Origin of the sequence: Cellulomonas aerilata (assembly GCF_007991755.1) — a bacterium.
Lineage (GTDB): Bacteria > Actinomycetota > Actinomycetes > Actinomycetales > Cellulomonadaceae > Pengzhenrongella > Pengzhenrongella aerilata.
Genome location: NZ_BJYY01000022.1, coordinates 1 through 26,593 on the forward strand (window position 1 = coordinate 1; position 26,593 = coordinate 26,593).

Below are 26,593 nucleotides of genomic sequence, written 5' to 3' on the forward strand. Positions count from 1 at the left end.
GGACCCGTGACGGACCATGAGCCACCCCGACCCGGGGTGGCTCTTCGTCGTCCAAGAGAGGCGGCGACGAACGAGCATGCGCGTGGACAGGACGTCTCCGTGCCGGCGTCGGGAGACTGAGAACGGTCGGACGCGTGTGCGTGCCGGCGGCGCGAGACCGAGAACGGTCGCGGGTGAACGCCATCGGCATCGCTCCGCCGGCGACAGTCGGCTGGGATCGAGGCGCCGCCTTGCTGCTCGAACGGCACGCGTGCGGCGCAGGCCGGCTGGCGTCGATCCCGACGGTGCGGGTGCGGGTGCGGGTGCGGGACGATTGCTGGTGCGGGACTGGCGAGAGAAGGTAGCGGCAGTCCGTGCCTCGCAGCCGCGGAGCCGGACGGGCCTCCCGGTCGCCGACCGAGGAGCGTGCCGCCTCCACCCTGCCTCGTGGCGGCATCGACGCCGCCCGCTGCGCTGTATTCGCACACCCGTGGTCCCGTCCGGCCGGCCGGCCGGCTTCGGCCAGCCCGTGTCCGACGCCCTCGTCGTCCACCCGGCGCGACCTGGAGCGCCGGCTGTCCTGGTCCCGGACGCCGATCGCCGGGTGCGACGTTGCGCACCCGGCGATCGGGGGGACTGCTGCCTCCCACCGGCGAGCCGGTGAGGGCGCGGGACTCAGGGCCCGGGCGTCCCGGTGACCTCTTCGGGGGTCAGGTACAGGACACCCAGCGGGGGCACCCGGAGCCGTACGGAGAACGGCCGCCCGCCCCACGGGACCGGCTCGGCGTGCACCACGCCGAGGTTCCCGACGCCCGAGCCGCCGTAGATCTCCGCGTCGGTGTTGAGCAGCTCGCGCCACCGGCCACCGTGGGGGAGCGGGAGGCGGTAGCCCTCGTGCGGCGTGCCGGCGAAGTTCACCACCGCGATGACGACGTTGCCGTGGTCGTCGCGGCGCTGGTACGCGAGCAGGTTGTGACCCGCGTCGTCACCGACGACCCACTCGAAGCCCTCGGGCGAGTGGTCCTTGGCCCACAGGGCCGGGTGCGCCTTGTAGATGGCGTTGAGGTCGCGCAGCATGCGCTGGACGCCGGCGTGGCCGGGGTCGTCGAGCTCGTGCCAGCTCAAGCTGCGGCCCTCGGCCCACTCGCCCACCTGCGCCCACTCGCTGCCCATGAACAGCAGCTGCTTGCCCGGGTGGGACCACTGGTAGGCCATGAGGGCGCGCACGCCGGCCAGCTTCTGCCAGCGGTCCCCGGGCATCTTGCCCAGCAGCGAGCCCTTGCCGTGCACGACCTCGTCGTGGCTGATCGGCAGCACGAACTGCTCGGAGAACGCGTACACGAGCGAGAACGTGATCTCGTGGTGGTGGTAGCGCCGGTTGATCGGCTCCTCCGCGACGTAGCGCAGGGTGTCGTTCATCCAGCCCATGTTCCACTTCAGGCCGTACCCCAGTCCGCCGGCGCTGGTGGGCGCCGTGACGCCGGGGAACGCGGTGGACTCCTCGGCGATCATCATGACGCCGGGGGTGCGCCGGTACGCCGTCGCGTTCGCCTCCTGCATGAACTCGATCGCCTCGAGGTTCTCCCGGCCGCCGTACTTGTTCGGGCTCCACTCGCCGTGGTTGCGCGAGTAGTCGAGGTAGAGCATCGAGGCCACCGCGTCCACGCGCAGGGCGTCGATGTGGAACTCCTCGAGCCAGTACGTCGCGTTGGCCACGAGGAAGTTGCGCACCTCACGCCGGCCGAAGTCGAAGACGTACGTGCCCCAGTCCTGGTGCTCGCCGCGGTGCGGGTCCGGGTGCTCGTACAGCGGCGTGCCGTCGAACCGGCCCAGTGCCCACTCGTCCTTGGGGAAGTGCGCCGGCACCCAGTCCAGGATCACGCCGATCCCGGCCTGGTGGAGCCGGTCGACGAGGTAGCGGAAGTCGTCCGGGTGCCCGAACCGCGAGGTGGGCGCGTAGTAGGAGGACACCTGGTAGCCCCACGACCCGCCGAACGGGTGCTCGGCGACCGGGAGCAGCTCCACGTGCGTGAACCCCAGCTGCGTGACGTACTCGGTGAGCTCGGTCGCCAGGTCGCGGTAGCTCAGGCCCTGCCGCCACGATCCGAGGTGCACCTCGTAGACGCTCATCGGCCCCGAGTGCGGGTCGGTCGCCGCCCGCGCCGCCAGCCACTGGGCGTCCGACCACTCGTGCGTGGACTCCACCACGACCGACGCCGTCGCCGGCGGCAGCTCGGTGCCCTTGGCCATCGGGTCGGCCTTCTCGCGCCAGACGCCGTCGCGGCCCAGGATCTGGAACTTGTACCGGTCGCCCGCGCGGACGCCCGGCACGAAGAGCTCCCACACCCCGGAGCTGCCCAGCGTGCGCAGCGCGTGCGTCGCGCCCTGCCAGACGTTGAAGTCGCCGACCACGCGCACGGCGCGGGCGTTGGGCGCCCACACCGCGAACGACGTGCCGTGGACCTCGCCCAGCACGCTGGGGTAGGTGCGCACGTTCGCGCCCAGGACCGTCCACAGCTCCTCGTGGCGTCCCTCGGAGACCAGGTGCAGGTCCAGGTCGCCGACCGTCGGCAGGAACCGGTAGGGGTCGTCGACGGTCTGGGTGTGGTCCCCGTACGTGACCTGCACGCGGTAGTCGGGCACCTCCGCCACGTCGAGGCGGGCCTCCCAGACCCCGTCCTGCACGTGCACCGCGTCGGTCGAGGCGCTCTGGGTCACGATGGTGACGCGGTCGGCCATCGGCCGTACGACGCGGACGACGACGCCGCCGTCCTGCAGGTGCGGTCCGAGGATGCGGTGAGGGTCGCCGTGCGTGCCGCCGGCGACGGCTGCCAGCTCGGGTGACCGCTGCGGCGGCTCGGTCGATGTCGTCAGATCGCTGTCCATGGGTCCAGCCTTTCACTGCGTCGTGATGTGTGCGCGGCGTCCCCGCAGGTCACGTGCCTACGCACCGAGGAGGCGCTGGAGGGCCGCCGCGGGGATGTGCCGCCACTGCGGCCGGTTGCGCGCCTCGTAGACCGCCTCGTACAGCGCCTTGTCGAGCTCCAGGAGGTCGACCAGGTCCGCGTCGGGCTCCTCCCCCGACTCGGCCGCGTACCCGCGCAGGAACTCGGCCCGCGCCTCGTCCGCCCAGCCGGGCTGGGCGTCGTTCAGCGCCGCGGCGTAGTCGAACGACCGCAGCATGCCGGCGACGTCGCGCAGGGCCAGGTCCGGGCGCGTGCGCGCCTCCAGCCCGCTGAGCGGCTCGCCCTCGAAGTCCATGACGTACCACTGGTCACGGGCCCGCAGCACCTGACCCAGGTGCAGGTCGCCGTGCACGCGCTGGCGCGGCGGGACCGACTCCCGCTCGCGGATCCGGGCCAGCCGGTCCGTCACCGCCCCTGACCACTGCTCGAGGTCGGGGACCGAGCCGACGGCCCAGCCGAAGCGCTCCTCGATCGCCGCGGCGACGTCTTGACCGCGGGTGCTGGAGACGTCGGCCCCCTCGACCGCCTCGCCCGGCTGGACACCGGCGGCGGCGTCGTCCACCGGCAGGGCCGCGAGGAGGGCCCGGTGCATGCCGGCCACGACCCGGCCCAGGTCCTCGGCCAGCCGGCCGAAGGACTCGTGCCGGGACGCCATGTCGCACGCCATCTCGAAGCCGTCCGACGCGCCCGCGACGAACTGGCTCAGCACGCCGAGGCTGCCGGTGACCTCGCCGTCGTCCGTGGTCCAGGCGCCGTCGAGCCACCCGAGGGGGGCGGGCACGTGCGTCCAGCCCTGGGCGGCGAGGCGCCGGGGGACGTCGACGTCCGGGTTCTCCCCGGGCGTCAGCGCACGGAAGACTTTGAGGATCGCGCCGCCGTCGGCGCCGGCCTCCGTGCTGGGCAGGATCACGGAGGTGTTCGACTGCTCGCCGGTGATGACCCGCGGGTGGTCGACGTCGAGGCCCAGCTCGCTCGGCGCCGTGCCGGGGCCCTGCGCCGCGGCGAGCCAGGCGCGCAGGAAGGCGGGGTCGCCGCTGCCGTCGCGGACCTGCAGGCCGTCCCCGACCGTCCCGAGGGTCGAGCCGGCGGTGGACGCGCCGCCGTCGCCGCCATCAGGACGGTCACCGGCGTCGCCCGTGCCGGCGTCGTGCAGCGTGAGCGGCACCTGCAGGACGGCGTCGACCGTCGCGGTGCGCACGCGCACGAGCAGCACCCGGACCGGGGCTGCCCCCTGCGGGTCGGTGAGCGGGAAGCCGCCGGCGAGCGTCACGTCGGCGTCCGACCCCTTGGCGGGGAACCACCGGCGTTCCGGCAGCCACGACCGGACCGCCTCGAGCAGCTCGTCGTCGGTCACGCCGGTCTCGTCCACCTGCGGGTTCATCGGTCCGGCTCCCTGCGTCGGCATCGTCGCCCTCCATGTCGTCACGCGTGATCGGGCGTGGTCGGGCCCCGGCGCGCGGACCTGCCGCGCGCCGGGGAGCGGGTGCTACCGGGTGATCGCCAGCCAGTAGAACTCGCGCGAGCCCAATGTGACCACGCAGGTGCCCTGGGCGCTCACCGGCGGGAACGGTGCCCCGCCGAACACGTCGCTCACGTTCGCCTCCGCCCACTCGGGCAGCCGGAGGGTCGCGGAGCGTGCCGTGGACGCCATGTTCGCCACGACCAGGATGGTCTCGTCCGGCGTGCGGCGCAGGAACGCGAGCACCGACTCGTTGTCGCACGGGACCGCCTGGAACTCCCCGATCCCCAGGGCCGGGTGCTTCTTGCGGACCGTGAGCATGCCGTGGACCCAGTGCAGCAGGGATGTCGGCTGCGCGAGCTGTGCCTCGACGTTGACGTGGTTGTAGTTGCTCACCAGCGACTGGATCACGGGCAGGTAGAGCTTGCCCGGGTCCGACGTGGAGAACCCGGCGTTGCGGTCCGGGGTCCACTGCATCGGCGTGCGGACCGCGTCACGGTCGTTCAGCCAGATGTTGTCGCCCATGCCGATCTCGTCGCCGTAGTACAGGCACGGGCTGCCCGGCAGCGACAGCAGCAGCGCGTGCGCGAGCTCGATCTCCTTGCGGGAGTTGTCCAGCAGCGGGGCCAGGCGGCGGCGGATCCCGATGTTCGCGCGCATGCGCGGGTCGGGGGCGAACCAGCCGTACATGGAGGCGCGCTCCTCGGTGGAGACCATCTCCAGGGTGAGCTCGTCGTGGTTGCGCAGGAACGTGCTCCACTGCGCGCCGCGGGGGATCGCCGGGGTGTCGGCGAGGATGTCCAGGATCTGCCGGGACCGCTGGTCCTTGATCGCGTAGTAGATGCGCGGCATGACCGGGAAGTGGAAGCACATGTGGTGCTCCGGCTCCTCCTCGGTGCCGAAGTACTCCACGACGTCCTCGGGCCACTGGTTCGCCTCGGCGAGCATGATGCGGCCCGGGAACTCGGTGTCGATCATCCGGCGCAGGCCCCGCAGGAAGGCGTGCGTCTCGGGCAGGTTCTCGCAGTTGGTGCCCTCGGCCTCGAACAGGTACGGCACGGCGTCGAGGCGGAACCCGTCGATCCCCATCCGCAGCCAGAACCGGGCGACGTCGAACATGGCGTCGACGACGCGCGGGTTCTCGAAGTTCAGGTCCGGCTGGTGGCTGAAGAACCGGTGCCAGAAGTACTGCCGGCGCACCGGGTCGAACGTCCAGTTCGACGTCTCGGTGTCCACGAAGATGATGCGCGCGTCCCCGTACCGGGTGTTGTCGTCGCTCCACACGTAGAAGTCGCCGTACGGCCCCTCCGGGTCCGAGCGGGACGCCTGGAACCACGGGTGCTGGTCGCTGGTGTGGTTCATCACCAGGTCGATGACGATCCGGATCCCCCGCGCGTGCGCCTGCTCGACCAGCTCGGCGAAGTCCGCCGTCGTCCCGTACTGCGGCGCGATGGCCGTGTAGTCCGAGACGTCGTAGCCGCCGTCGCGCATGGGCGAGGGGAAGAACGGCGGCAGCCACAGGCAGTCGATGCCCAGCCACTGCAGGTAGTCGAGCCGGTCGATCAGCCCGCGCAGGTCCCCGGTCCCCGCCCCGGTGGAGTCGGAGAACGACCGGATCATGACCTCGTAGAACACCGCGGTCCGGTGCCAGCCCGGGTCCTCCCGGAGCCCGGTCGCAGCCGGTACCGGCACGACCGGCTGCGACCGGGCCGGCAGCGCCGACAGCGCGATCTGGCCGGTCGAGGGCGCGGCGGAGGAGCCGGGCAGCGGCGTCGGGCGAGCCGTCGTCACGAGGTCCTCACGTGGATCAGGTGCGCGACCTGCGTGTGCGGGTCGAGCTGGACGTACGGGCTGGCGCCCCACGGGTAGGTCGCCCCGGACAGCAGGTCGTGCGCGGCGAAGGTCACCTCGCCGGCGTCGCCCGCCTCACCGGACGTGCCGGCCGTGCCGGACGTGGCCAGGCCGAGCGCCGCGAGGTCCAGGTCCACGACGCCGGCCCGCGTGGAGTGCGGGTCCAGGTTGACCACGACGATGACCGTGTCGGCCTCGCCCGTCGGGGAGTGCGCGGCGTCCAGGTGCTTGGAGAAGCACAGCAGGGCGTCGTCGGACGTCGGGTGCACGGTGAGGTTGCGCAGCTGCTGCAGCGCGGGGTGGGCGCGGCGGATCTCGTTGAGGCGGGTCAGGAGCGTCGAGATGCCGATGGCGTCCGCCTGCGACCAGTCGCGCGGCTTGAGCTCGTACTTCTCGTTGTCGATCTGCTCCTCGACACCGGGCCGGGGCACGTTCTCCACGAGCTCGTACCCGGAGTAGATGCCCCACGTCGGCGAGCCGGTGGCGGCCAGCACGGCGCGGACCGCGAACCCGGCGACGCCGCCGTCCTGCAGGTAGGGCGGCAGGATGTCGTGCGTCGTCGGCCAGAAGCTCGGGCGCAGGAACGAGCCGTCCTCGCCCGAGACCTCCTTGAGGTAGGTGGCCAGCTCCTTCTTGGTGTTCCGCCAGGTGAAGTACGTGTACGACTGGTGGAACCCGATCCGGGCCAGCGTCTGCATCATGGCCGGCCGGGTGAACGCCTCGGACAGGAAGATGACCTCGGGGTGGTCCTTGCGGACGTCGGCGAGCAGCCACTCCCAGAAGTTCAGCGGCTTGGTGTGCGGGTTGTCGACGCGGAACAGCGTCACGCCGTGGTCGATCCACACCTGCAGCACCCGGCGCACCTCGGCGTAGATGCCCGCCGGGTCGTTGTCGAAGTTCAGCGGGTAGATGTCCTGGTACTTCTTCGGCGGGTTCTCGGCGTACGCGATGGAGCCGTCGACCCGCGTCGTGAACCACTCCGGGTGCTCGGCGACCCACGGGTGGTCGGGGGAGCACTGCAGCGCGAGGTCCAGCGCCACCTCCATGCCGTTCGCCCGCGCGTCGGCGACGAAGGCGTCGAAGTCGGCGAACGTGCCCAGCTCGGGGTGGATGGCGTCGTGCCCGCCGTCGGGCGAGCCGATGGCGTACGGCGAGCCCGGGTCGCCCGGGACCGGCTCGAGCGAGTTGTTGCGGCCCTTGCGGAACGTGGTGCCGATCGGGTGGATCGGGATGAGGTAGACGACGTCGAACCCCATGGCCGCGATCGCCGGCAGCCGGCGGGCCGCGGTGCGCAGGGTGCCCGAGCGCCACTGCTTGGTGTCGGGGTCGAAGGTCGCGCCCTCCGAGCGGGGGAACATCTCGTACCAGGCCCCGGTCAGCGCCAGCGGGCGGTCCACCACCAGCGGGTAGGTGGGGGAGACCGTGACGAAGTCCCGCAGCGGGTCGGCGGCCAGGACGGCCCGGACCTCCTCGTAGTGCGCGGCGGCCAGGCGCACGGGCGCGGGGCGCTCGGTGTCGGCCAGGGCCTTGGCGGCGTCCTGGAGGGTGGCGGCGGCGGCGCGAGGCAGGCCCTTGCGGCCGGCGGCGCGGTTCAGCACGACGACGCCCTCGGCGAGCATCAGCTCGACGTCGATGCCCGCCGCGACCTTGATGGACGCGTCGTGGCTCCAGGTGCCGTACGGGTCGGACCACCCCTCGACGCGGAAGCCCCACGTGCCCAGCGCGTCCGGCACCAGCCGGGCCTCGAACCGGTCCAGCCCGGGGGCGATGTCGACCATCCGGGCGCGGGAGTGGTCCCGGCCCTGGGGGTCCACCAGGACGGCGGTCGCGCCCACGGCGTCGTGGCCCTCGCGGAACACGGTCGCCCGGATCGGGACGGCCTCGCCGACCACGGCCTTGGCGGGCCACCGGCCTTCCTGGCTGGACGGGCCGACGTCGGTGACGGGGATGCGGCCGACGCCGGCGGGCGCGGTACGGACAGGGGGCGTGCTGGAGCTCTCCACGGGGTCGAACCTACCGAGAGCGGCCGGTCCGCGCGTGGTGGGCCGCGCCGGCCGGCAGGCGCAGCCCCCGCCGCCACGGACGGTCGCGCACCACCGGGCGCGGGTCGGGGCCGACCGCCGTGGCGCCACGCCCGACCGCCCGGTGCCGTTGTACCGCCCGGACGGTGCTTCGCAACAGGCCGCAGGTGTGCTGGCACACGTGTGCCAGCTTCCGCTGCCGGCGCGGCAGGGCGGTGGTGGGGCGCCCACGCTGGTGGTGGCCGCCGACGGGGCGGCCTGCGTGCACGAGATGTCGGGAGTCCTCATGAACGTGAGTCGCCGCGAGGCGCTCGGGCTGGGCGCGTTGAGCGTGCTCGGTGTTGCTGGTCTGACTGTCCCGTTCGGAGGCTCGGGTGTGCAGGCGAAGTCGATCAGCACGCTGGCGGCCCGGAACATGCCCAAGCCGTACGCGGCGGGGTTCGTGCACCCGCCGGTGCTGCCGTACACGACCGTGCAGGACGCGAACGGTCCGTACCGGTTGTTCACGGTGAGCGAGCGGCAGTCGGTGGCGAACATCCTGCCGGGGCTGACCACGCCGGTGTACGGGTACAACGGGAGCGTCCCGGGGCCGATCGTGAAGGTGCCCCAGGGCACCCGGGCCAGGCTGCGGGTGCGCAACCAGCTGCCGGCGACGGGCAACCCGCTCAGCGGTCAGGCGTTCAACACCTCGACCCACCTGCACGGCTCGGCGTCGCTGCCGCAGTACGACGGGTACGCCAACGACGTCACCGAGCCGGGGGAGTACAAGGACTACCTGTACCCGAACTGGCAGCCGGCGCGGACGCTCTGGTACCACGACCACAACGTGATGACCACGGCGCAGAACGCCTACTCGGGCCTGGCCGCCCAGTACCACCTGAGCGACGAGGCGGAGCGTGCGCTGCTGCCGCAGGGCAGCTACGACGTGGCGATGACCGTCTCGGACGCGATGTTCGCCGCGGACGGCAAGCTGGCGTACGAGGACAACAGCCACTCGGGTCTGTGGGGTGACGTGGTGCTGGTCAACGGTCAGCCGTGGCCGGTGCTGAAGGTCAAGCCGAAGATCTACCGCTTCCGGGTGCTGAACGCGTCGATCTCGCGGTCGTACCGGTTCAAGCTGAGCAACGGGGCCCCGCTGAACGTCGTGGCCACCGACGGGGGCCTGATGCCCAGGACCCAGCCGGTCACCTCCTACCGGCATGCCGGCGCGGAGCGGTACGAGGTCCTCATCGACTTCAGCAAGTACCCGGTCGGCACGACCATCGACCTGACCAACCTGTCCAACCCGAACAACGTCGACTACGACCACACCAACAAGGTGATGCGCTTCGTGGTCAGCGACCCCGCGACGCTGCCGGCCGACCAGCCGGGCAGCTGGACACCCAGCACCGTCCCCACGACGCTGGTCGCCAGCGAGGCGATGGGCCTGACCCCGGCCATGGCGACGAACAAGGCGTACATGCGCCTGGAGCGCACCAACGGCCAGTTCGCGATCAACGGCAGGACCTGGCACGACATCGAGGCCAGCGGGTTCACCAGCCTGCTGACCAACCCCAGGCCCGACGAGGTCGGCCTGTGGACGATCGAGAACAGCAGCGGCGGCTGGTTCCACCCGCTGCACATCCACCTGATCGACTTCCAGATCGTCAGCCGCAACGGCGTCGCGCCGTTCGCCTACGAGAAGGGCCCCAAGGACGTCGTGTACGTCGGCGAGGGCGAGACGGTCAAGGTGCTGATGAAGTTCACCCTGAACCCGGGTGGTGGGACCAGCGGGGGCAACGCCGGCGGCCGGTACATGGTGCACTGCCACAACCTGCCGCACGAGGACCACGACATGATGACCCAGTTCGCGGTGGGCGACCCCACCGTCAACGACCCCATCGCCGCCGCGGTACCCCAGCCGGACAGCGGCGCCTACGCCGACGCCGCCTGACCGACCGGGCCCGACGCCATGGCCCGCCGCACGACCCTGCTCGCCGCCGTGGCGATCGCCGGCACGGTCCTGGTGCTCCGGGGAACCGTCCTGGAGCCCCTCACGGTGACCTCACCCAGCATGGAGCCGACGCTGCACGTCGGCAGCACCGTCCTGGTCGACAGGCTCACCGGCCGCTGGCGCGAGGTCCGGACGGGTGACCTGGTCGTGTTCACCAGCCCGGACGACGGCGGCGAGGCGGTCAAGCGCGTCGTCGCCGTCGAGGGGCAGACGGTCGCCCTGCGCGACGCCGTCCTGCACGTGGACGGCGTCGCGGCCGACGAGCCCCAGGTCGACCTGAGCCGGATCGACGGGACCTGGTTCGGCCCGGTCGCCGTCCCGGAGGGCGGCGTGTTCGTCCTGGGCGACTCCCGGGCGCTCTCGATCGACTCCCGGTCCTACGGGGCCGTCCCGCTCGACGCCGTCACCGGTCGCGTCGTGGCCGTCCTCCCGCACCTGGGGTAGGCCGCCCCGCGACGTGACCCGTGCCCGGACCCGCTCGACGAGGAGGACGACGATGGATCAGCTCATTGTGGGCCGCCCGGTCGCCGGCGCCGCTCCGGCCGCGGTCCGGCGCGCGGGACGGCGGCGCGTCGTCGGCTACGTCGTGCCAGCGGGTGCGCTCCTGGTCGGCGCGGTGCTCGTGGCGGCTGCCCTGCTCGGCGGCGCGGCGGCGCCGGAGGCGCTGTCGGATCCGGGCCCGCTGACCCGCTGGGGGCTCCTCGCCCTCCGCCTCGCCTGCGACCTGTCCGCGATCGGCACGATCGGGGTACTCCTGGTCGCGGTCCTCCTGCTCGCGTCCACGTCGGGCGCGATGCGTGCGGACGGGGCACGTCTGCTCCGGGCCGCGACGTGGTGGTCAGCGGTGTGGTGCGCGACCGCCGTCCTGGCCGCTCTCCTGACGCTGTCCACGGTCGCCGGCATCCCGCTCGCGTCGGTCGTCGCCTCGGGCCTGCTGCCGCTGGCACTCGACCTGGAGCCCACGCGGGCCCTGCTCGCGACGGCGTGGCTGGCCCTGCTGGTGGGCGCGGGTTCCCGCGGGTCGCCCACCCCGGCCCGGGGCGCGCTGCTCCTGCTGGGGGCCGGGTGGGCACTCGTCCTGCCGGTGCTGACCGGTCACGCCGGGCACGGTGGATCCGGGGCACTGGCTGCGACCGGAGGGGCGGTGCACGTCGGGGCCGCCGCGGTGTGGGTCGGCGGACTGGGGGCCCTGGTGGTGCACCTGCGCGGCACGGCGGCGACCCTGAACGCGGTCCTGCGTCGGTACAGCGCCGTCGCCCTGGGCTGCTTCGCCCTCGTGGCGGTGTCCGGTGCGCTGACCGGCGTCGGGACGGTCGACCGCGTCGACCAGCTGTGGTCCACGCCCTACGGGCAGCTGCTGCTCGCGAAGGTCGTCGCCCTGGTCGGGCTCGGCGCGATGGGCCACCGGCACCGGGTGCGCACCATCGCCGCGGCCGCCCAGGGTCGCCCGCGGGCCTTCGTCGCCCTCGCGACCGGCGAGCTCGTCGTCATGGCGTGCGGGATGGCGCTCGCGGTCGCGCTCTCGCACACCGCTCCGCCGGTCGGGTCGAGCGGTCACGCCGCGGGCCCCGGTGCGGCCGACGTGGTGACGGCGGCGAGCGGGAGGTAGGCCGCCGCGCGGTCCCGACGCCGTGCGTGGGCGGCCGGCCGGCGCGACCGGGCAGCGCGCGGGCTCGAGCGCCGCGCCGACGCTTGTAGGGTCGCCGCGTGAGAGCCATCCGCCGCTTCACCGTCCGCACGCTGCTGCCGTCCGCCCTGGCGGACCTCGACGAGCTGGCGCGGAACCTGCGCTGGTCGTGGCACGCGCCGACCCGGGACCTGTTCGCGTCGATCGACGCCGACCGGTGGGTCTCCGGCGGCGGGGACCCGGTGGCGCTGCTCGGGTCCCTCGGGCCCGACCGGCTCGACGTCCTGGCGGCGGACGAGGAGTTCGTCGCCCGGGTGCGGGCCGCCCGGGCGGACCTGGACCGCTACCTCTTGGACCCGCGCTGGTACCAGGCGGCCGGCGCGGACCTGCCGCGGTCGATCGCGTACTTCTCCCCGGAGTTCGGGATCACCTCCGTGCTCCCGCAGTACTCCGGCGGGCTGGGGATCCTCGCCGGCGACCACCTCAAGAGCGCCTCGGACCTGGGCGTGCCCGTCGTCGGCGTCGGCCTGCTGTACGGCTCGGGGTACTTCCGCCAGTCGCTGAACCGCGACGGCTGGCAGGTCGAGACCTACCCGGTGATCGACCCGGACGGGCTGCCGCTGACCCTCCTGCGCGAGGAGGACGGCCGGCCGGTGGAGATCTCGGTCGGCCTGCCCCAGGGCCGGACCCTGCACGCGCACCTGTGGACCGCGGCGGTGGGCCGGGTCCCGCTGCTGCTGCTGGACTCCGACGTCCCGGAGAACGACGACGCCGCCCGGCGGGTGACCGACCGGCTCTACGGCGGCGGGGGCGAGCAGCGCCTGCAGCAGGAGCTGCTGCTCGGCGTCGGGGGCGTGCGGGCCCTGCGCGCCTGGTCGCGGCTGACCGGGGCGCCGGCGCCGGAGGTCTACCACACCAACGAGGGCCACGCCGGCTTCCAGGGCGTCGAGCGGATCGGCGAGCTCGTCCGCGGTGCGGGACTTCCCTTCGGGGCGGCGCTGGAGGCGGTCCGGGCCGCCACCGTGTTCACCACCCACACCCCGGTCCCGGCCGGCATCGACCGGTTCCCGCGGGACCTGGTGGCGGCGTACCTGGGGGAGGGCGGCGCGGTGCCCGGTGTGCCGGTCGCCGACGTGCTGGACCTGGGCGCCGAGCGCTACCACGGCGGGGACCCGACCCTGTTCAACATGGCCGTCATGGGGCTGCGCCTGGGCGGCCGGGCCAACGGCGTCTCGGTGCTGCACGGCCACGTCTCGCGCGACATGTTCGCCGCGCTGTGGCCCGGCTTCGACCGGTCCGAGGTGCCGATCGGCTCGGTGACCAACGGCGTGCACGCCCCGACCTGGGTCGACCGGCGGCTCCAGGGTCTGGCCGAGACCCGGCTCGACCCGGCCGAGCTCGAGTCGGGTGCCGGCTGGCTGCGCGCCGACGCCGTCGGGGACGCCGAGCTCTGGGAGCTGCGCCGCACCCTGCGGGCCCAGCTCGTCGCCGACGCGCGCACGCGGCTGCGGGCGTCGTGCCGGCTGCGCGGGGCGACGCCCGCCGAGCTCGGCTGGGTCGACGACGCGCTGTCCCCGGACGTCCTGACGATCGGGTTCGCCCGGCGGGTGCCGACCTACAAGCGGCTCACCCTCATGCTGCGCGACCCCGAGCGGCTGCGGCGGCTGCTGCTGCACCCGCAGCGCCCGGTCCAGCTGGTCATCGCCGGCAAGTCGCACCCGGCGGACGACCAGGGCAAGAGCCTCATCCAGCAGCTCGTCCGGTTCGCCGACGCGCACGACGTGCGGCACCGCATCGTCTTCCTGCCGAACTACGACATCGCGATGGCCCAGACCCTCCTGCCCGGCTGCGACGTGTGGCTGAACAACCCGCTGCGCCCGCTGGAGGCGTCCGGCACGTCCGGGATGAAGTCCGCGCTCAACGGCGGCCTCAACCTGTCCATCCTCGACGGCTGGTGGGACGAGTGGTTCGACGGCGAGAACGGGTGGGCGATCCCGACCGCGGACGGGGTCGACGACCCCGACCGGCGCGACGACCTGGAGGCGGCCGCGCTGTACGACCTGGTGGAGAACGCGGTCGCGCCCCGCTTCTACGACCGCGACGAGCGCGGGCTGCCGGTCACGTGGCTCGGGATGGTCCGGCACACGCTGGCCACCCTGGGCCCCAAGGTCCAGGCGACCCGCATGGTGGCCGAGTACGTGCGGTCGCTGTACGCGCCCGCGGCGCTCGCGAGCCGCGCGCTGACCGGCGCCCCCGACGACGCCGACCGGCACGTCGACCGGCACCGCCCGGCCGTCGAGCTGGCCGCGTGGAAGGCCCGGGTGCGCGAGCAGTGGGGGCGCGTGCACGTCGACCACGTGGAGTCCGGCGGCGTCGGCGACTCCCCGCAGGTCGGCGACTCGCTGCGGGTCCGGGCCTACGTCTCCCTCGGCGACCTGCGGCCGGACGACGTCGCGGTGCAGGTGCTGCACGGCCGCGTCGACGAGGAGGACGACCTGACCACGTTCGCCGCTGCCGACCTCGGGCTGGTCGAGGAGTACGAGGCGGGGCGGTGCGCGTTCGGCGGCGACCTGACGCTCGCGGCCTCGGGGCCGTTCGGCTACACGGTCCGGGTGGTGCCGCGGCACCCGGCCCTGGTGTCGGTGGCGGACCTCGGGCTGGTCGTCAACGCCGGTTGAACGGCGTGCGGTCGGGGCCGGTCGGCTCGGAGCGGCGCTCGAGGTAGAGCCGCATGGACAGCGGCTCGAGCACGACGCCGTCGCCCGCGTCGGGGTGCAGCCCGCCGCCGATGGCCGCCGACGAGCGCTCGCCGGGGTGCTCCCAGGCGCTGTCCCACGCGAGCTCCCAGTGCGTGGGCCGGTCGTCCGCGAGCACGACCCGCACGGGGTCCAGGGCGCCGTTGATCGCCAGCAGCACCGTGGAGCCCGCCACGGCACGCAGCATCTGCAGGCTGCGCACGGCCGGGTCGTGCCAGGCGTCGTGGTCCAGCGGGCCGCCGTCGGCCGCGAACCAGGCGAGGTCCGGGCGGGCGCCCTCCACCGCGGGCCGGCCGCGGAAGAACGTGGGCACCTGCATCGCCGCGTTCTCGCGCCGCAGCAGCAGCAGGTACCGGGTGGTCGCGAGCAGGTCCCGGCGCCACTCGGACAGCGTCCAGTCCACCCAGGAGATCGGGCCGTCCTGGCAGTAGGCGTTGTTGTTGCCGTGCTGGGTCCGGCCGATCTCGTCCCCGGCCGTGATCATCGGCGTCCCGGCGGACAGCAGCAGCGTGCCCAGAAGGTTGCGGATGGACCGGCGGCGCAGCGGCAGGATGTCCACACCGGGCGAGTCGGCCCGCACCGGCCCCTCGACGCCGTGGTTCCACGACCGGTTGTCGTCGCTGCCGTCGCGGCCGTGCTCGCCGTTGGCCTCGTTGTGCTTGTGCTCGTAGGCGACCAGGTCCGCCAGGGTGAACCCGTCGTGCGCGGTCACGTAGTTCACGGACGCCACCGGCCCGCGCACCAGCGGCGGGTCGCCGTGGCCGAACAGGTCGACGGACCCGGCGAGCCGGGTGGCCAGCTCGGCGACGCCCTGCCCCGGGCGGCCGTGGGCGGCCTGCGCGGCGTCGCTCAGCCAGAACTGGCGCGCCGCGTTGCGGAACCGGTCGTTCCACTCGCCCATCGGCGGCGGGAAGCTGCCGGTTCGCCAGCCGCCAGGACCGACGTCCCACGGCTCGGCGACGAGCTTGACGTCCCGCAGGACCGGGTCGGTCTGCAGGCCGACGAGGAACGGGTGGTCGGGGTCGAACCCCTCGTCGGTCCGGCCCAGCGTCACCGCGAGGTCGAACCGGAACCCGTCCACCCCGACCTGGGTGACCCAGTAGCGCAGCGAGTCCAGCGCGAGCTGCACGACGCGGGGCCGGCGGAAGTCCAGGGAGTTCCCGCACCCGGTGACGTCCGCGAACCGGGCCGGGATGCCGCCGTCGTGCAGGTAGTAGCCCGTCGTGTCCAGCCCGCGCCACGACACGTGCTGGCCGCCGTCCCCGCCCTCGCAGGTGTGGTTGTAGACGACGTCGAGCAGCACCTCGAGCCCGGCCGCGTGCAGCAGCTGGACGGCGCCGGTGATCTCGGCCAGCACGGCGCCGGCGCCTGCCGCCTGCGCGTCGGCGGTGGCGTAGGCGGCGTGCGGGGCGAAGAAGCCGAGCGTGTTGTAGCCCCAGTAGTTGGTCAGGCCCTTGTCGATCAGGTGCGGCTCCGACGCGAACGCGTGGATCGGCAGCAGCTCCAGCGTGGTGACGCCGAGGGAGAGCAGGTGGTCGATCGTCGCGGGGTGCGCCAGCCCGGCGTAGGTGCCGCGCAGGTCCTCCGGGACGCCGGGCAGGGAGTGGGTCAGGCCGCGAACGTGCGCCTCGTAGACCACCGTGGACTCCCACGGGACGCCGGGCCGCGGGATGCGCTCGCCGCGGTAGGCCGGGTCGACGACGACGCCGTGGGGGACCGATCGCACCGAGTCGCGCGGGTCCGGCGGGCCGTCGTGGGCCCCGGCCCCGGCGTCGTCGGTGACGTGCCCGTACGTCTCCGGCCCGTAGCCCAGCGCCCCGGACAGCCCGCGCGCGTAGGGGTCCACGAGCAGCTTGGCCGGGTTGTGGCGCAGGCCGCGGGTGGGGTCCCAGGCGCCGTGCGTCCGGAAGCCGTAGTGCTGCCCGGCGTGCACGCCGGGCACGTGCGCGTGCCAGATGCCGTGGACCGGGCCCTCCAGCGGGACCCGGCGCTCGTGCCAGCCCAGACCCGACGCGTCGTCCCGGTCGAGCAGGCACAGGTCCACCCCGGTGGCGCGTGCGGCCAGCACCGCGACGTCGACCCCGTCCCCGGCCAGGTGCACGCCCAGCGGGGGCGTGGGGCGGTAGGAGGGGACCGGGGCTCGTGACGTCACCCGTGCATTGTCACCGGGCCGGGCCCGCCGGTGCGGGTGAACTCGCTGGCGCGGGCGACGGTAGCCTCGTCCCGCGGTGCGCAGAGCCCGCGCCGGGCGCCGAACGGGTGACCCGGTCGGTCGCCGGAGAGGGACGCCGACGTGAAGATCGTGGTGTGCGTCAAGCACGTGCCCGACATCCAGTCCGACCGGAGCCTGGGCCCGGACGGGCGGGTCGTCCGCGACGGTGGTGACGGCACGCTCAACGAGCTGGACGAGAACGCCGTGGAGGCCGCGCTGGTGCTCGCCGCGGCCGCGGGGGAGTCCGAGGTCGTCGCGCTCACCGTCGGCCCCGCCGAGGCGGCCGACGCCGTGCGCCGGGCCCTGCAGATGGGCGCCGACGGCGCGGTGCACGTGCTCGACGACGCGGTCGCCGGCTCGGACGTCTTCGGGACGACGGCCGTCCTGGCCGCCGCGGTCCGGCACCTCGACGCGCAGGGCCACGTCGACCTGGTGCTGACCGGCATGGCGGCGCTGGACGGGCTGACGTCCCTGCTGCCGGCCGCGCTCGCCGCCGAGCTCGACCTGCCGCAGCTGACGATGGTCGCCGAGGTGGCGGTGGAGGACGCCGTCGTGCGCGTGCGGCGCGAGCTGGACAGCGCCAGCGAGGAGCTCACCGCGCCGCTGCCCGCGCTGGTCAGCGTGACCGACCAGGCCAACTCGCCCCGGTACCCGAACTTCAAGGGGATCATGGCCGCCCGCGCCAAGCCGGTGACCGTGCTGGGCCTGGCGGACCTCGGCGTCGACCCGGCGACCGTGGGCGCCGCCGGCTCCCGGACCCGCATCGTCGAGGCCGCCCCGCGCCCGCCCCGCGAGGACCGCGTCCTGATCACCGACGACGGGACCGCCGGCACGCAGCTCGCGCGGTATCTCGTCGACCGCAAGCTCGTCTGACCCGTCCGGTCCCACCGCCGCACCCCTGCGTCCCCGAGAGAGGGAGCCCCGTGACCGAGCCCGTGACCGACCCTGCGACCGACGTGCCGACCGGACCCGTCGTCGTCCTGCTCGACCACCACACGGTCGACGGCGCACCCCGGCTGCGTCCGCCCGTGCTCGAGCTCCTGACGCTCGCCCGGGGGCTTGCCGCGTCGACCGGGTCGCCCGTGCACGCGGTGGCCGTCGAGCCGGGGCTGGCGCAGGCGGCCGCCGAGGAGCTGGGCCGGTACGGGGTCGCGCGGGTGCACGACGTCGTCCTGCCGGGCGCCGACCCGCACCTGACGCCCGTGGTCGCCGAGGCGCTCACCGCGGTGGTGCGGACCGACGACGCCTCGGCCGTCCTGCTCGCCTCGACGTTCGAGAACAAGGAGGTCGCCGCGCGCCTGGCGGTGCTCACCGGTGCGGGGGTCGTCAGCGACGCGACCGGCGTGACGCAGGAGGACGGCGTCGTCGTGGTGTCCAAGACGGTGTTCGCCGGCACCTGGACCACCCGGTGCGCGATCACCACGCCGCTGGCCGTGGTGCTCGTGAAGGCCAACGCCGTGCCGGCCGAGACCGTGGCCGACCCGACCACGCCCCAGGTCGAGCCGCACGAGGTCACGGTCAGCCCGTCCGCGCTGCGGGCGACGCTGGTCCGGCGGACCGAGCGGGCGGCGTCGGGGCGTCCCGAGCTCGCCGAGGCGCAGACCGTGGTGGCCGGCGGCCGGGGCACCGACGGCGACTTCTCGCCGGTCGAGGAGCTCGCGGACGTGCTGGGCGGTGCGGTGGGGGCGACGCGGGTCGCGACCGACGAGGGCTGGATCGGGCACGAGTCCCAGATCGGCCAGACCGGGGTGACCATCTCGCCCCAGCTCTACATCGGTGCGGGTATCTCCGGGGCGGTGCACCACCGCGGCGGCATGCAGGCGTCCGGCACGATCGTGGCCGTCAACACCGACCCCGAGTCGCCCATCTTCGAGATCGCCGACTTCGGGATCGTCGGCGACCTGTTCACCGTGCTGCCGCAGGCGGCGGAGGAGATCAGGCGACTGCGGGGCTGAGCGGCGCGCTCGTCCGCTCGGCGGGCGCGGGCAGCGGGCGTCGCGCCTCAGCCCAGGCTGCGCAGCCAGCGCAGGGTCTGGACCGCCTGGGCGCCCTGGAACCGGCGCAGGTTGGGGATGCCGGTCGGGGCGGGCTGCAGCGCCCCGTGCGCGAAGTACCCGGCGAGCCCGGCCAGCACGGGCCGCAGCCGGTCGTCGCCGACGCCCTCGGAGACCCGCTGCGAGCGGAAGATCGCGTTCGGCTCCCCGCCCCCCTGCATCGCGACGCTGGGCAGCATGAGCGCGACGTCGAGCCACGGCGCGCCCAGGGCGGCGTGCGGCCAGTCCACGAGCCAGCAGGTCGTGGAGTCGAGGATCACGTTGTCCGCGCGCAGGTCACCGTGCACGAGGGCGTCGCCCGCCGCGGCCTGGGCCCACCGCGCCTCCGCGTCGACCAGCTCGTCCAGGTGCGCCAGCGTCCAGGCGCCGAGCTCGCCGCCGGCATCGGCGACACCGCGCCGGTAGGCCTCGGGCTCGGCGGCCAGGGACGCCCAGCCCGACATGACGTCGGCGAGGGTCTCGGTGACCGGCCGCAGGGCGTGCGGCTCGCGCGGGGCGGTGCCGGCCAGGCGGTCCAGGGCCGACAGCACCCGGACGAGGTCGTCCGCACGCCAGGGCAGCACCGGGGAGCGACCGTGCACGGCCTGGAAGCCCAGCAGCACCCAGGTGCCGTCGTCGTGGGACCACAGCAGCCGCGGCGCGGGCACGTCGTCCGGCAGCGCCGCGGCGACGGCGACCTCGCGGCGGGCGAGGTCGGGCGAGTGCGGGTTCTGCTCGGCGGACACCGCCTTGACGAAGACCTCGCGTCCGTCGCCGAGCTCCAGGACCGAGGCGAAGCCCGGGCTGAACCCGCTGGTCGCGCCGGTCTCCGCGATCACCTCGGCACCGGCCTGCTGCGCGATGCGCGCCCGGACGTGGCGCGGGAGGTCCTGCCAGCCGAGGCGGGACCCCGAGAAGGCGACCGGTGTCTCGTCGGGATCCGGAGCAGTCACGCGCCCATGGTGCCAGCCGCGAGCGGGGTGTCACGGGGTTCGTAGACTGGACCCTCGTGACGGCCTACCTCGACCATGCGGCGACCACGCCGATGCTGCCCGGGGCCATCGACGTGCTGACCGCCGAGCTCGGCCGGACCGGCAACGCGTCGTCGCTGCACTCCGCGGGGCGCTCCGCACGCCGGACCGTGGAGGAGGCGCGCGAGCAGCTCGCCGCCGCCCTCGGCGCACGGCCCGGGGAGGTCGTGCTCACGGCGGGGGGCACCGAGGCCGACAACCTGGCCGTCAAGGGCCTGTTCTGGTCGCGCGCCGGGCAGGACTCCGCGCGCCGCCGGATCCTGGTGTCCGCGGTGGAGCACCACGCCGTCCTGGACCCCGCGTCCTGGCTGGCCCGGCACGCCGGGGCGGAGACCGTCCTGCTGCCGGTCGACGGCACCGGACGCCTCGACCTGGACGCGCTCGCCGCCGAGCTGGAGGCGGCCGGTCCCCGCACCGCGCTGGTCTCCGTCATGTGGGCGAACAACGAGGTCGGCACGCTGCAGCCGCTGCGCGAGGTGGTCGCGCTCGCGCACCGGTACGGGGTCCCGGTGCACTCGGACGCGGTGCAGGCGGTCGGCCAGGTGCCCGTCGACTTCGCCGCCTCCGGCCTGGACGCCCTGACGGTTAGCGGCCACAAGGTCGGCGGGCCGCTGGGCATCGGGGCGCTGCTGGCCCGCCGCGGGCTGGACCTGACCCCCGTGCTGCACGGCGGCGGGCAGGAGCGCGGCGTGCGCTCGGGGACCCTGGACACCCCGGCGAGCAGGGCTTTCGCGGTGGCGGTCGACACCGCGGTCCGGGCCCGGCCGCAGACCGCCGCCCGGGTGACGGACCTGCGCGACGACCTCGTCCGGCGCGTGCGCGAGGCGGTCCCGGGTGCGGTGCTGCGCGGGCCGGACCCGGTCCCCGCGACCGGCCGGGACGCCGCCCGGCACGGCGACCCGCCCGCCCGCCTGCCCGGCAACGCGCACTTCACCTTCCCGGGCTGCGAGGGGGACTCGCTGCTGTTCGGGCTGGACTCCGCCGGCGTGCAGTGCTCGACCGGCTCGGCCTGCCAGGCCGGCGTGCCGCAGCCGAGCCACGTCCTGCTCGCGATGGGCGTCGAGGAGCACGACGCACGCGGCGCGCTGCGCTTCAGCCTCGGACACACGTCCACCGCCGCGGACGTCGACGCGCTGCTCGACGTGCTGCCGGGCGTGGTGGAGCGGGCGCGGGCCGCCGGCCTGGCGTCGGCCGGCCCGGCCGGTCGCGCCGGCCCGACCGGTCACGGTGCCGGCGCGGGTGCGGGTGCCGGACGCGGGGGTGCCCGGTGAGGGTCCTGGCGGCGCTGTCCGGAGGCGTGGACTCGGCGGTCGCGGCGGCGCGCGCCGTCGACGCCGGCCACGACGTGGTCGGCGTCCACATGGCGCTGTCGCGCAACCGCGACCAGTTCCGCACCGGCTCGCGGGGGTGCTGCTCGATCGAGGACGCCGGGGACGCGCGCCGGGCGGCCGACGTCCTGGGCATCCCGTACTACGTGTGGGACCTGTCCGAGCGCTTCGAGGACACCGTGGTCGCGGACTTCCTCGCGGAGTACGCCGCCGGGCGCACACCCAACCCGTGCGTGCGGTGCAACGAGCACATCAAGTTCGAGGCGCTGCTGGACAAGGCGGTCGCGCTGGGCTTCGACGCCGTCTGCACCGGGCACTACGCGCGGGTGGTGACCCGTCCGGGTCCCGACGGGTCGGCGCCGGTCCGCGAGCTGCACCGCGCCGCGGACCTGGCCAAGGACCAGTCCTACGTGCTGGCCGTGATGGGCCCCGACCGGCTGGCGCGGTCCATGTTCCCGCTGGGGGACGCCGCGTCCAAGGCCCAGGTGCGCGCGGAGGCGGCCGCCCGGGGGCTGAGCGTGTCCGCCAAGCCGGACTCGTACGACATCTGCTTCGTGGCCGACGGCGACACCCAGGGCTTCCTGCGCGAGCGGCTGGGCTCCCTGCCGGGCGACGTCGTCGACGTCGACGGGCGGGTGGTCGGCGCGCACGACGGCGCCTACGCGTACACCGTCGGGCAGCGCAAGGGCCTGTCGATCGGGCGTCCGGCGCCGGACGGCAGGCCCCGCTACGTCCTGGAGGTCCGCCCGGTGTCGAACACCGTGGTGGTCGGGCCGGCGGACGCGCTCGCGGTCGGTGCGGTCCTCGGCGGGGACGCGGTGTGGCTGGCGGACGACGTCGTGGGGGCCGAGCCGGCGGGGCGCGCCGGCGGCGCCGACTGGTTCGCGTGCCAGGCCCAGGTGCGCGCGCACGGCGACCCCGTGCCCGCGCGAGCCCGGCGCACCCCGCACGGCGGCGTGCGCGTGGAGGTCCACGGCGACCTGCGCGGCGTGGCGCCCGGGCAGTCGCTGGTGCTGTACGCAGGGACGAGGGTGCTGGGTCAGGCGACGGTCGAGGGGACGGAACGGGCATGAGCGCTGTCGGGGTGGTCGTGGTGCACGACTGGTACGGGCTCCACCCGCACGTGCACGACTACGCCGCGGAGCTCGAGGCGGCCGGGTTCGCCGTCGAGGTGGTCGACCTGTACGACGGCGCGACGGCGACGGATCCCGACCGGGCGGAGCGGCTGGCCGACGCGCTGGACGGGGCGGCCGCCCGGGCCGCGGTCGCCGACGCCGGTCGGCGCCTGCGGGACGCCGGTGCGCCTGCCGTCGGCGCCGTCGGGTTCTCGCTCGGGGGCTCGGTCGTGCTCGGGGCGGCAGCCCGCGGGGACGTCGACGCCGTCGTCGGCTACTACGCCACCCGGCCCGCGTCCGACGCGGCGACCACCGGGTGCCCGGTGCAGCTGCACCTGGCCGAGACCGACGAGTTCGAGGCGCCCGAGGACGTCGAGGCGTACGTCACCGCGCTGGAGCAGGCCGGCACCCCGGTCGACACCTTCACCTACCCGGGCACCGTCCACTCCTTCGCCAACCTCGACGTGCGGCTCGGTGACCCGGCGGCCGCCGAGGTGGCGCGGTCCCGCAGCATCGGGTTCCTGCACGCCCGGCTGAGCTCGTGACGGCCGTCTCGGGCCTGGGCCCGTGGCCGGGGACGGACGCGCTGGAGGCGCAGACCGTCGTGCTAGGCGACCTCACCAGCACGCCCGCCGGGATCGACGGCCTGCCGTTCCGGGTGCAGCCCGCCCCGGGGACGGGCTCGGGCGGCGGCGCGCTGGACGCCACCGGACGCGCGGCGGCGCTGCTCGTGGACCTGCCGGTCGAGGTCGGCGTCCACGGCTGGAAGCTGGCCGACCACCCCGGGCGCGACGAGGCGCGAGCCCGTGCGTCGGCCCGGCAGGAGCTCGACGCGCTGGCGATCGCGGCGCTGGGCTACGCCGGGCCGCTGGTCACCGCGGTCCAGGGGCCGCTCAGCCTGGCCGCGTCGCTGTACCTGGCCCGCGGCGACCGGGCGCTGGCCGACGCCGGTGCGGTGCGCGACCTCGCCGAGTCCTTGGGCACCGGCCTCGCCGAGGAGATCGGCCGGCTGCGGGTCGCCGTCCCCGGGGCCGAGCCGCTCGTGCTGCTGCACGAGCCCCTGCTCGCCGCGGTGCTGGTGGGGGCAGTCCCCACGTTCTCGGGGTACTCCGCGATCCGGCCCGTGCCCGGTCCGGTCGTCGCCGAGCGCCTCCGCACGGTCGCCGACGCCGTCCGGGGCGCGGGGGCGTCGCGCGTCGTGGTGCACCTCGGCGAGGCGTGGGCGTCGCTGCCCGCGGTCGCCCGCGCCGGGGTCGACGCCGTCGGCCTGGCGGTGGGGACCCTGGACGAGCGCGCGTGGGAGCACGTCGCGCAGACGGTGGAGAGCGGGGTGGACGTCTGGTCCGCCCTGCCACCGGTCGCGTCGTCGCAGTGCGCCGGCCCGGACGTGCGCGGCCAGGCCGACACCCTGCTGCGGCCGTGGCGCCGGGTGGGGCTGCCGGTGGCCCGCCTCGACGACGTCGTCCTGGTCCCGGCGGGCACGTCCTCGACCCCGGACGGCGCCCGCCGGGCGCTCGCGGACGTCGTCCGGGCGGCCGAGGTCGTCGCCGAGGCGGCCGCGGGGGGCTGACCGCCGCCCGGCCGGCGACCGCTGCTCGGCGGACGCGGCCGGGCGTCCGGCAGCGGTCAGGTGCCCGGGTCGACCTCCGCAGGTCGCTCCGGACCGCCGCCCGGCCGCTCGGCGGCGGTCGCCGTCCAGAGCGCGAGCGCGCAGCTCGGCGCGCCGCCGGCGGTGTCGAAGGTGCCGCCGACCCACAGCCCGTGCGCAGGGTCCTGGGCCAGCGCCTCGACGTGCCGCACGCCCCGCTCACCCGGCCCCACCCCGCTGCCGAACGCGCTCCACGCGCCGGTGGCGGGCTCGAACGCGGCGACGCCGGAGGCGGCGACCGGGCCGGCTGCGCCGAACCAGCCGCCCACCACGACCTGCGTGCCGTCCACCGTGGTCAGCGCCATCACCGGCTCGTCCGTGCCGCCCGGCGTCTCCCAGCGCCCGTCGCCCCCGAAGTGCCAGACCGCGAGGTTGCGGGCGGAGAAGCCGAGCTCGGGCGGGTCGGCGAGCTGCACGACGCCCGCGGTGTCGAACGTGCCGCCCACCACGAGGTCGCCGTCCTGCACGTGCAGCGCCCGGACGGTGCCGGTGCCGCTGGACTGCTGGACGCCGGCCACGATCAGGTACCCGTCCAGCAGGCCGCCGGGCGTGATCTCGGCCTGGGTGTCGAAGGCGGTGAGCCCGTTGAGCCCGCGCACCAGGTCCCGCCCGCCGGCGCGCAGCGCGTGGAACCTCCCGCCGATCACGAGGTGGCGGTCCCCGATCACGGCCAGGCCCAGGACGGCGTCGTCGTAGGCGGGGGCGTTGCCCACGGCGCTCCACGTCGACGTCGCCGGGTCCCAGGCGGCGACGCCGTTCGCCGACGTCGTCCCGGCCGCCGAGAACCGCCCGCCCACGTACAGCCGGCCGCCGAGCACGGCGAGGGCGTAGCCCGTGCCGTTGAGCCCGCTGCCCAGGGCGGACCACGAGGTGCCGTCCCAGCGGGCGATGTTCGCCGCCGTCCCGCCGCCGGCCGTGGAGAACGACCCGGTGACGTACACGTCGTCCCCGAGGCGGGCCACGGCGTAGACCGTGGCCAGCGCGTTGACCCCGCGCAGGCCGCCGGCCATCGGGTCCCAGCGGTCCCCGGTCCAGGTCGCCACAGACCCGACCGGCACGGGTCCGGCCTGGTCGAAGTAGCCGCCGGCGACCAGCCCCGCCGGCGTCGGCAGGACCGCGAAGACGTTCCCGTCGGCGTAGGGGTCGTAGGACAGGCCCTGCCCGAACGTCTGCCAGCCGTCGGCGGTCCACACGCCGCCGTAGGTCATGCGCAGGGACCCGGAGTACTGGAAGTCCCCGACGACCACCACGTCGTCGCCCAGCGCCGCCATCGCGCGGACCGCGTTGTCCACCCCGTCCCCGGGGACCGACCACTCGGCGCCGTCGTGCACCGCCCACCACGACGCGGCCGCGTTGCCGGCCGTGGTGAACTCCCCGCCCGCGTAGAGCCGGCCACCGGCGAACGCGAGGGCCAGGACGCCGGCGGTGCCGGCGTCGCCGAAGCGGGTGAACGCACCCAGCGTCCCCCAGGTGTCGCCGGTCAGGGTCGCCACCCCGGACGTCGCGACGGTCCCCGCCGCGGTGAAGGCACCGCCGACGAACACGGTCCCGGACGCGTCGTCCACGGTCAGGCTGTTCACCGAGCCGACGAACTCGCCGCTGCGGATCCCGTCGCCGAACGCGGTCCACGTCGCCGTGACCGGGTCGAGCGCGGCGAACGACGACGCCGGCACAGTCCCCGCGGTGTCGAAGTAGCCACCCACGTGGACCCGGCCGCCGAGCACCGCGACGGCGCGACCCTCGCCCGGTCCGCCGAGGAAGCCCAGCCCGCCGTCGGGGGATGACCACGCCCCGCTCGCCAGGTCCAGGACGGCGAACCCCCGGGCCGGCACCGCGGCGGTCCCGGTCCCGACGGAGTCGAAGACGCCCGCCACGTACAGCCGCTCCCCGTCCGAGGCGAGCGCCCGCACCGCGGCCAGCGACGGCACCGAGCTGTTGGCGACCCCGCCGGACACCGCGGACCACGCCGCGCCGTCCCACCGGGCGAGCCGGTTGGCGACGACCTTCCCGCCGGCCACGGTGAACTCCCCGCCGACGTAGACGTGGTCGCCCACGACGGTGACGGCGTGCACGGGGCCGTCCAGGCCCTCGCCCAGGCGGTCCCACGCGACGCCGTCCCAGGCGGCGATGCGCTGGTAGGTGCCCTCCGGCATGCCGGCCATCGGCCCGGCGAAGTCCCCGCCCACGTAGACGGTCGGGCCGGTGCCGGTGCCGGTGCCGGTGCTCGTCCCGGTGACGGCGACCGCGAGCGGCCGCATGCCGACGTTCGTGGCGCCGAAGCGGGTGGACCAGGCCGCGTCGCCGGCGGCGAGCGCCGCGGCGGGCGGTCCGGCCTCGCCCGGCGCCGTGGGCGGCGGGGACCCGGCGAGGAGGGCCGCCTCGGTCGTCGGGGGCGCCCCGGCGACCGCGGACAGCGGCAGCAGCCCGGCGAGCGCGCCCGTGGTGCTCGCGGTGCGCGGGTCGGTGCGGGGGGTGGGTCGGTTCTCCGTCTGTGTCATGAGCCTGCTCCGGCGTCGGTGGCGAAGGGCGTGGACGGCGACGTGCCGTGCCCCCGGCCTACCACGCGACGCGTGG

17 protein-coding genes are annotated in these 26,593 nt (G+C 75.0%); 10 read left to right on the plus strand and 7 right to left on the minus strand.

Features of this window, described 5'->3' with window-relative positions; genetic code table 11:
* Positions 1-654: 654 nt before the first annotated feature.
* From glgB to CAE01nite_RS16995, 4 genes are all read right to left on the minus strand, one after another.
* Positions 655-2,865, minus strand: a complete 2,211-nt coding sequence (gene glgB / locus CAE01nite_RS16980; protein ID WP_146906731.1) for a 1,4-alpha-glucan branching protein GlgB — start codon at positions 2,863-2,865, stop codon at positions 655-657.
* Positions 2,866-2,922: 57 nt separating this feature from the next.
* A complete protein-coding gene (locus CAE01nite_RS16985; RefSeq protein ID WP_246131304.1) occupies positions 2,923-4,350 on the minus strand; it encodes a maltokinase N-terminal cap-like domain-containing protein in 1,428 nt (475 codons plus the stop codon).
* Positions 4,351-4,431: 81 nt separating this feature from the next.
* Positions 4,432-6,195 (minus strand): maltose alpha-D-glucosyltransferase, encoded by a 1,764-nt coding sequence (gene treS, locus CAE01nite_RS16990; protein WP_146906732.1) that lies wholly within the window; start codon positions 6,193-6,195, stop codon positions 4,432-4,434.
* Positions 6,192-8,258, minus strand: a complete 2,067-nt coding sequence (locus CAE01nite_RS16995) for an alpha-1,4-glucan--maltose-1-phosphate maltosyltransferase (RefSeq protein ID WP_222595975.1) — start codon at positions 8,256-8,258, stop codon at positions 6,192-6,194. The genes treS and CAE01nite_RS16995 overlap by 4 nt, the downstream gene beginning before the upstream one ends.
* A 199-nt stretch (positions 8,259-8,457) precedes the next feature.
* Between CAE01nite_RS16995 and CAE01nite_RS17000 the strand changes: the two genes are divergently transcribed.
* The 4 genes from CAE01nite_RS17000 to glgP all read left to right on the plus strand — a co-directional run bounded on the left by CAE01nite_RS17000 (position 8,458) and on the right by glgP (position 14,574).
* Complete coding sequence (locus CAE01nite_RS17000; RefSeq protein WP_246131305.1) at positions 8,458-10,209, plus strand: multicopper oxidase family protein; 1,752 nt, start codon at positions 8,458-8,460, stop codon at positions 10,207-10,209.
* A gap of 18 nt (positions 10,210-10,227) precedes the next feature.
* Positions 10,228-10,713, plus strand: a complete 486-nt coding sequence (lepB, locus tag CAE01nite_RS17005) for a signal peptidase I (RefSeq protein WP_146906735.1) — start codon at positions 10,228-10,230, stop codon at positions 10,711-10,713.
* Between the two features lie 52 nt (positions 10,714-10,765).
* On the plus strand, positions 10,766-11,878 hold the full coding sequence (locus CAE01nite_RS17010) for a CopD family protein (protein WP_146906736.1): 1,113 nt from the start codon (positions 10,766-10,768) through the stop codon (positions 11,876-11,878).
* Between the two features lie 98 nt (positions 11,879-11,976).
* Complete coding sequence (gene glgP, locus CAE01nite_RS17015; protein WP_146906737.1) at positions 11,977-14,574, plus strand: alpha-glucan family phosphorylase; 2,598 nt, start codon at positions 11,977-11,979, stop codon at positions 14,572-14,574.
* Here the strand turns inward: glgP and glgX are convergent.
* On the minus strand, positions 14,561-16,804 hold the full coding sequence (glgX, locus tag CAE01nite_RS17020; protein ID WP_246131306.1) for a glycogen debranching protein GlgX: 2,244 nt from the start codon (positions 16,802-16,804) through the stop codon (positions 14,561-14,563). The genes glgP and glgX overlap by 14 nt on opposite strands.
* 141 nt (positions 16,805-16,945) lie before the next feature.
* On the opposite strand from glgX, the gene CAE01nite_RS17025 reads away from it, so the two are divergent.
* Together CAE01nite_RS17025 and CAE01nite_RS17030 are read left to right on the plus strand one after the other, a co-directional pair.
* Positions 16,946-17,737, plus strand: a complete 792-nt coding sequence (locus CAE01nite_RS17025) for an electron transfer flavoprotein subunit beta/FixA family protein (protein ID WP_146906738.1) — start codon at positions 16,946-16,948, stop codon at positions 17,735-17,737.
* 50 nt (positions 17,738-17,787) lie between these two features.
* Positions 17,788-18,819, plus strand: a complete 1,032-nt coding sequence (locus CAE01nite_RS17030) for an electron transfer flavoprotein subunit alpha/FixB family protein (protein ID WP_246131307.1) — start codon at positions 17,788-17,790, stop codon at positions 18,817-18,819.
* Between the two features lie 47 nt (positions 18,820-18,866).
* On the opposite strand, the gene CAE01nite_RS17035 is transcribed toward CAE01nite_RS17030, so the two are convergent.
* Complete coding sequence (locus CAE01nite_RS17035; protein ID WP_146906739.1) at positions 18,867-19,850, minus strand: phosphotransferase family protein; 984 nt, start codon at positions 19,848-19,850, stop codon at positions 18,867-18,869.
* Positions 19,851-19,906: 56 nt separating this feature from the next.
* On the opposite strand from CAE01nite_RS17035, the gene CAE01nite_RS17040 reads away from it, so the two are divergent.
* Genes CAE01nite_RS17040 through CAE01nite_RS17055 form a run of 4 tightly spaced genes read left to right on the plus strand, consistent with a single transcriptional unit; the run spans position 19,907 to position 23,941 of the window.
* On the plus strand, positions 19,907-21,199 hold the full coding sequence (locus CAE01nite_RS17040; RefSeq protein ID WP_146906740.1) for a cysteine desulfurase family protein: 1,293 nt from the start codon (positions 19,907-19,909) through the stop codon (positions 21,197-21,199).
* The gene (mnmA, locus tag CAE01nite_RS17045) at positions 21,196-22,329 is read left to right on the plus strand and encodes a tRNA 2-thiouridine(34) synthase MnmA (RefSeq protein ID WP_146906741.1); all 1,134 of its coding nucleotides are present in this window, start codon (positions 21,196-21,198) and stop codon (positions 22,327-22,329) included. The genes CAE01nite_RS17040 and mnmA overlap by 4 nt, the downstream gene beginning before the upstream one ends.
* Positions 22,326-22,916, plus strand: coding sequence for a dienelactone hydrolase family protein (locus tag CAE01nite_RS17050; RefSeq protein ID WP_146906742.1), 591 nt, complete (start codon positions 22,326-22,328; stop codon positions 22,914-22,916). The genes mnmA and CAE01nite_RS17050 overlap by 4 nt, the downstream gene beginning before the upstream one ends.
* Positions 22,913-23,941 carry a uroporphyrinogen decarboxylase/cobalamine-independent methonine synthase family protein gene (locus CAE01nite_RS17055; protein WP_146906743.1) on the plus strand — a complete coding sequence of 343 codons (1,029 nt, stop codon included), beginning with the start codon at positions 22,913-22,915 and terminating at the stop codon, positions 23,939-23,941. Before CAE01nite_RS17050 ends, CAE01nite_RS17055 begins: the two co-directional genes overlap by 4 nt.
* A gap of 56 nt (positions 23,942-23,997) precedes the next feature.
* On the opposite strand, the gene CAE01nite_RS17060 is transcribed toward CAE01nite_RS17055, so the two are convergent.
* Positions 23,998-26,517, minus strand: a complete 2,520-nt coding sequence (locus tag CAE01nite_RS17060; RefSeq protein ID WP_146906744.1) for a Kelch domain-containing protein — start codon at positions 26,515-26,517, stop codon at positions 23,998-24,000.
* Between the last annotated feature and the right edge of the window lie 76 nt (positions 26,518-26,593).

Excerpts from the sequence above, each read along its gene's own strand:
- lepB (WP_146906735.1), top strand. The coding sequence starts at position 10,228 with ATGGCCCGCCGCACGACCCTGCTCGCCGCCGTGGCGATCGCCGGCACG.
- CAE01nite_RS17010 (WP_146906736.1), top strand. The coding sequence starts at position 10,766 with ATGGATCAGCTCATTGTGGGCCGCCCGGTCGCCGGCGCCGCTCCGGCC.
- glgB (WP_146906731.1), bottom strand. The coding sequence starts at position 2,865 with ATGGACAGCGATCTGACGACATCGACCGAGCCGCCGCAGCGGTCACCC.
- CAE01nite_RS17050 (WP_146906742.1), top strand. The coding sequence starts at position 22,326 with ATGAGCGCTGTCGGGGTGGTCGTGGTGCACGACTGGTACGGGCTCCAC.
- CAE01nite_RS16985 (WP_246131304.1), bottom strand. The coding sequence starts at position 4,350 with ATGCCGACGCAGGGAGCCGGACCGATGAACCCGCAGGTGGACGAGACC.
- CAE01nite_RS17060 (WP_146906744.1), bottom strand. The coding sequence starts at position 26,517 with ATGACACAGACGGAGAACCGACCCACCCCCCGCACCGACCCGCGCACC.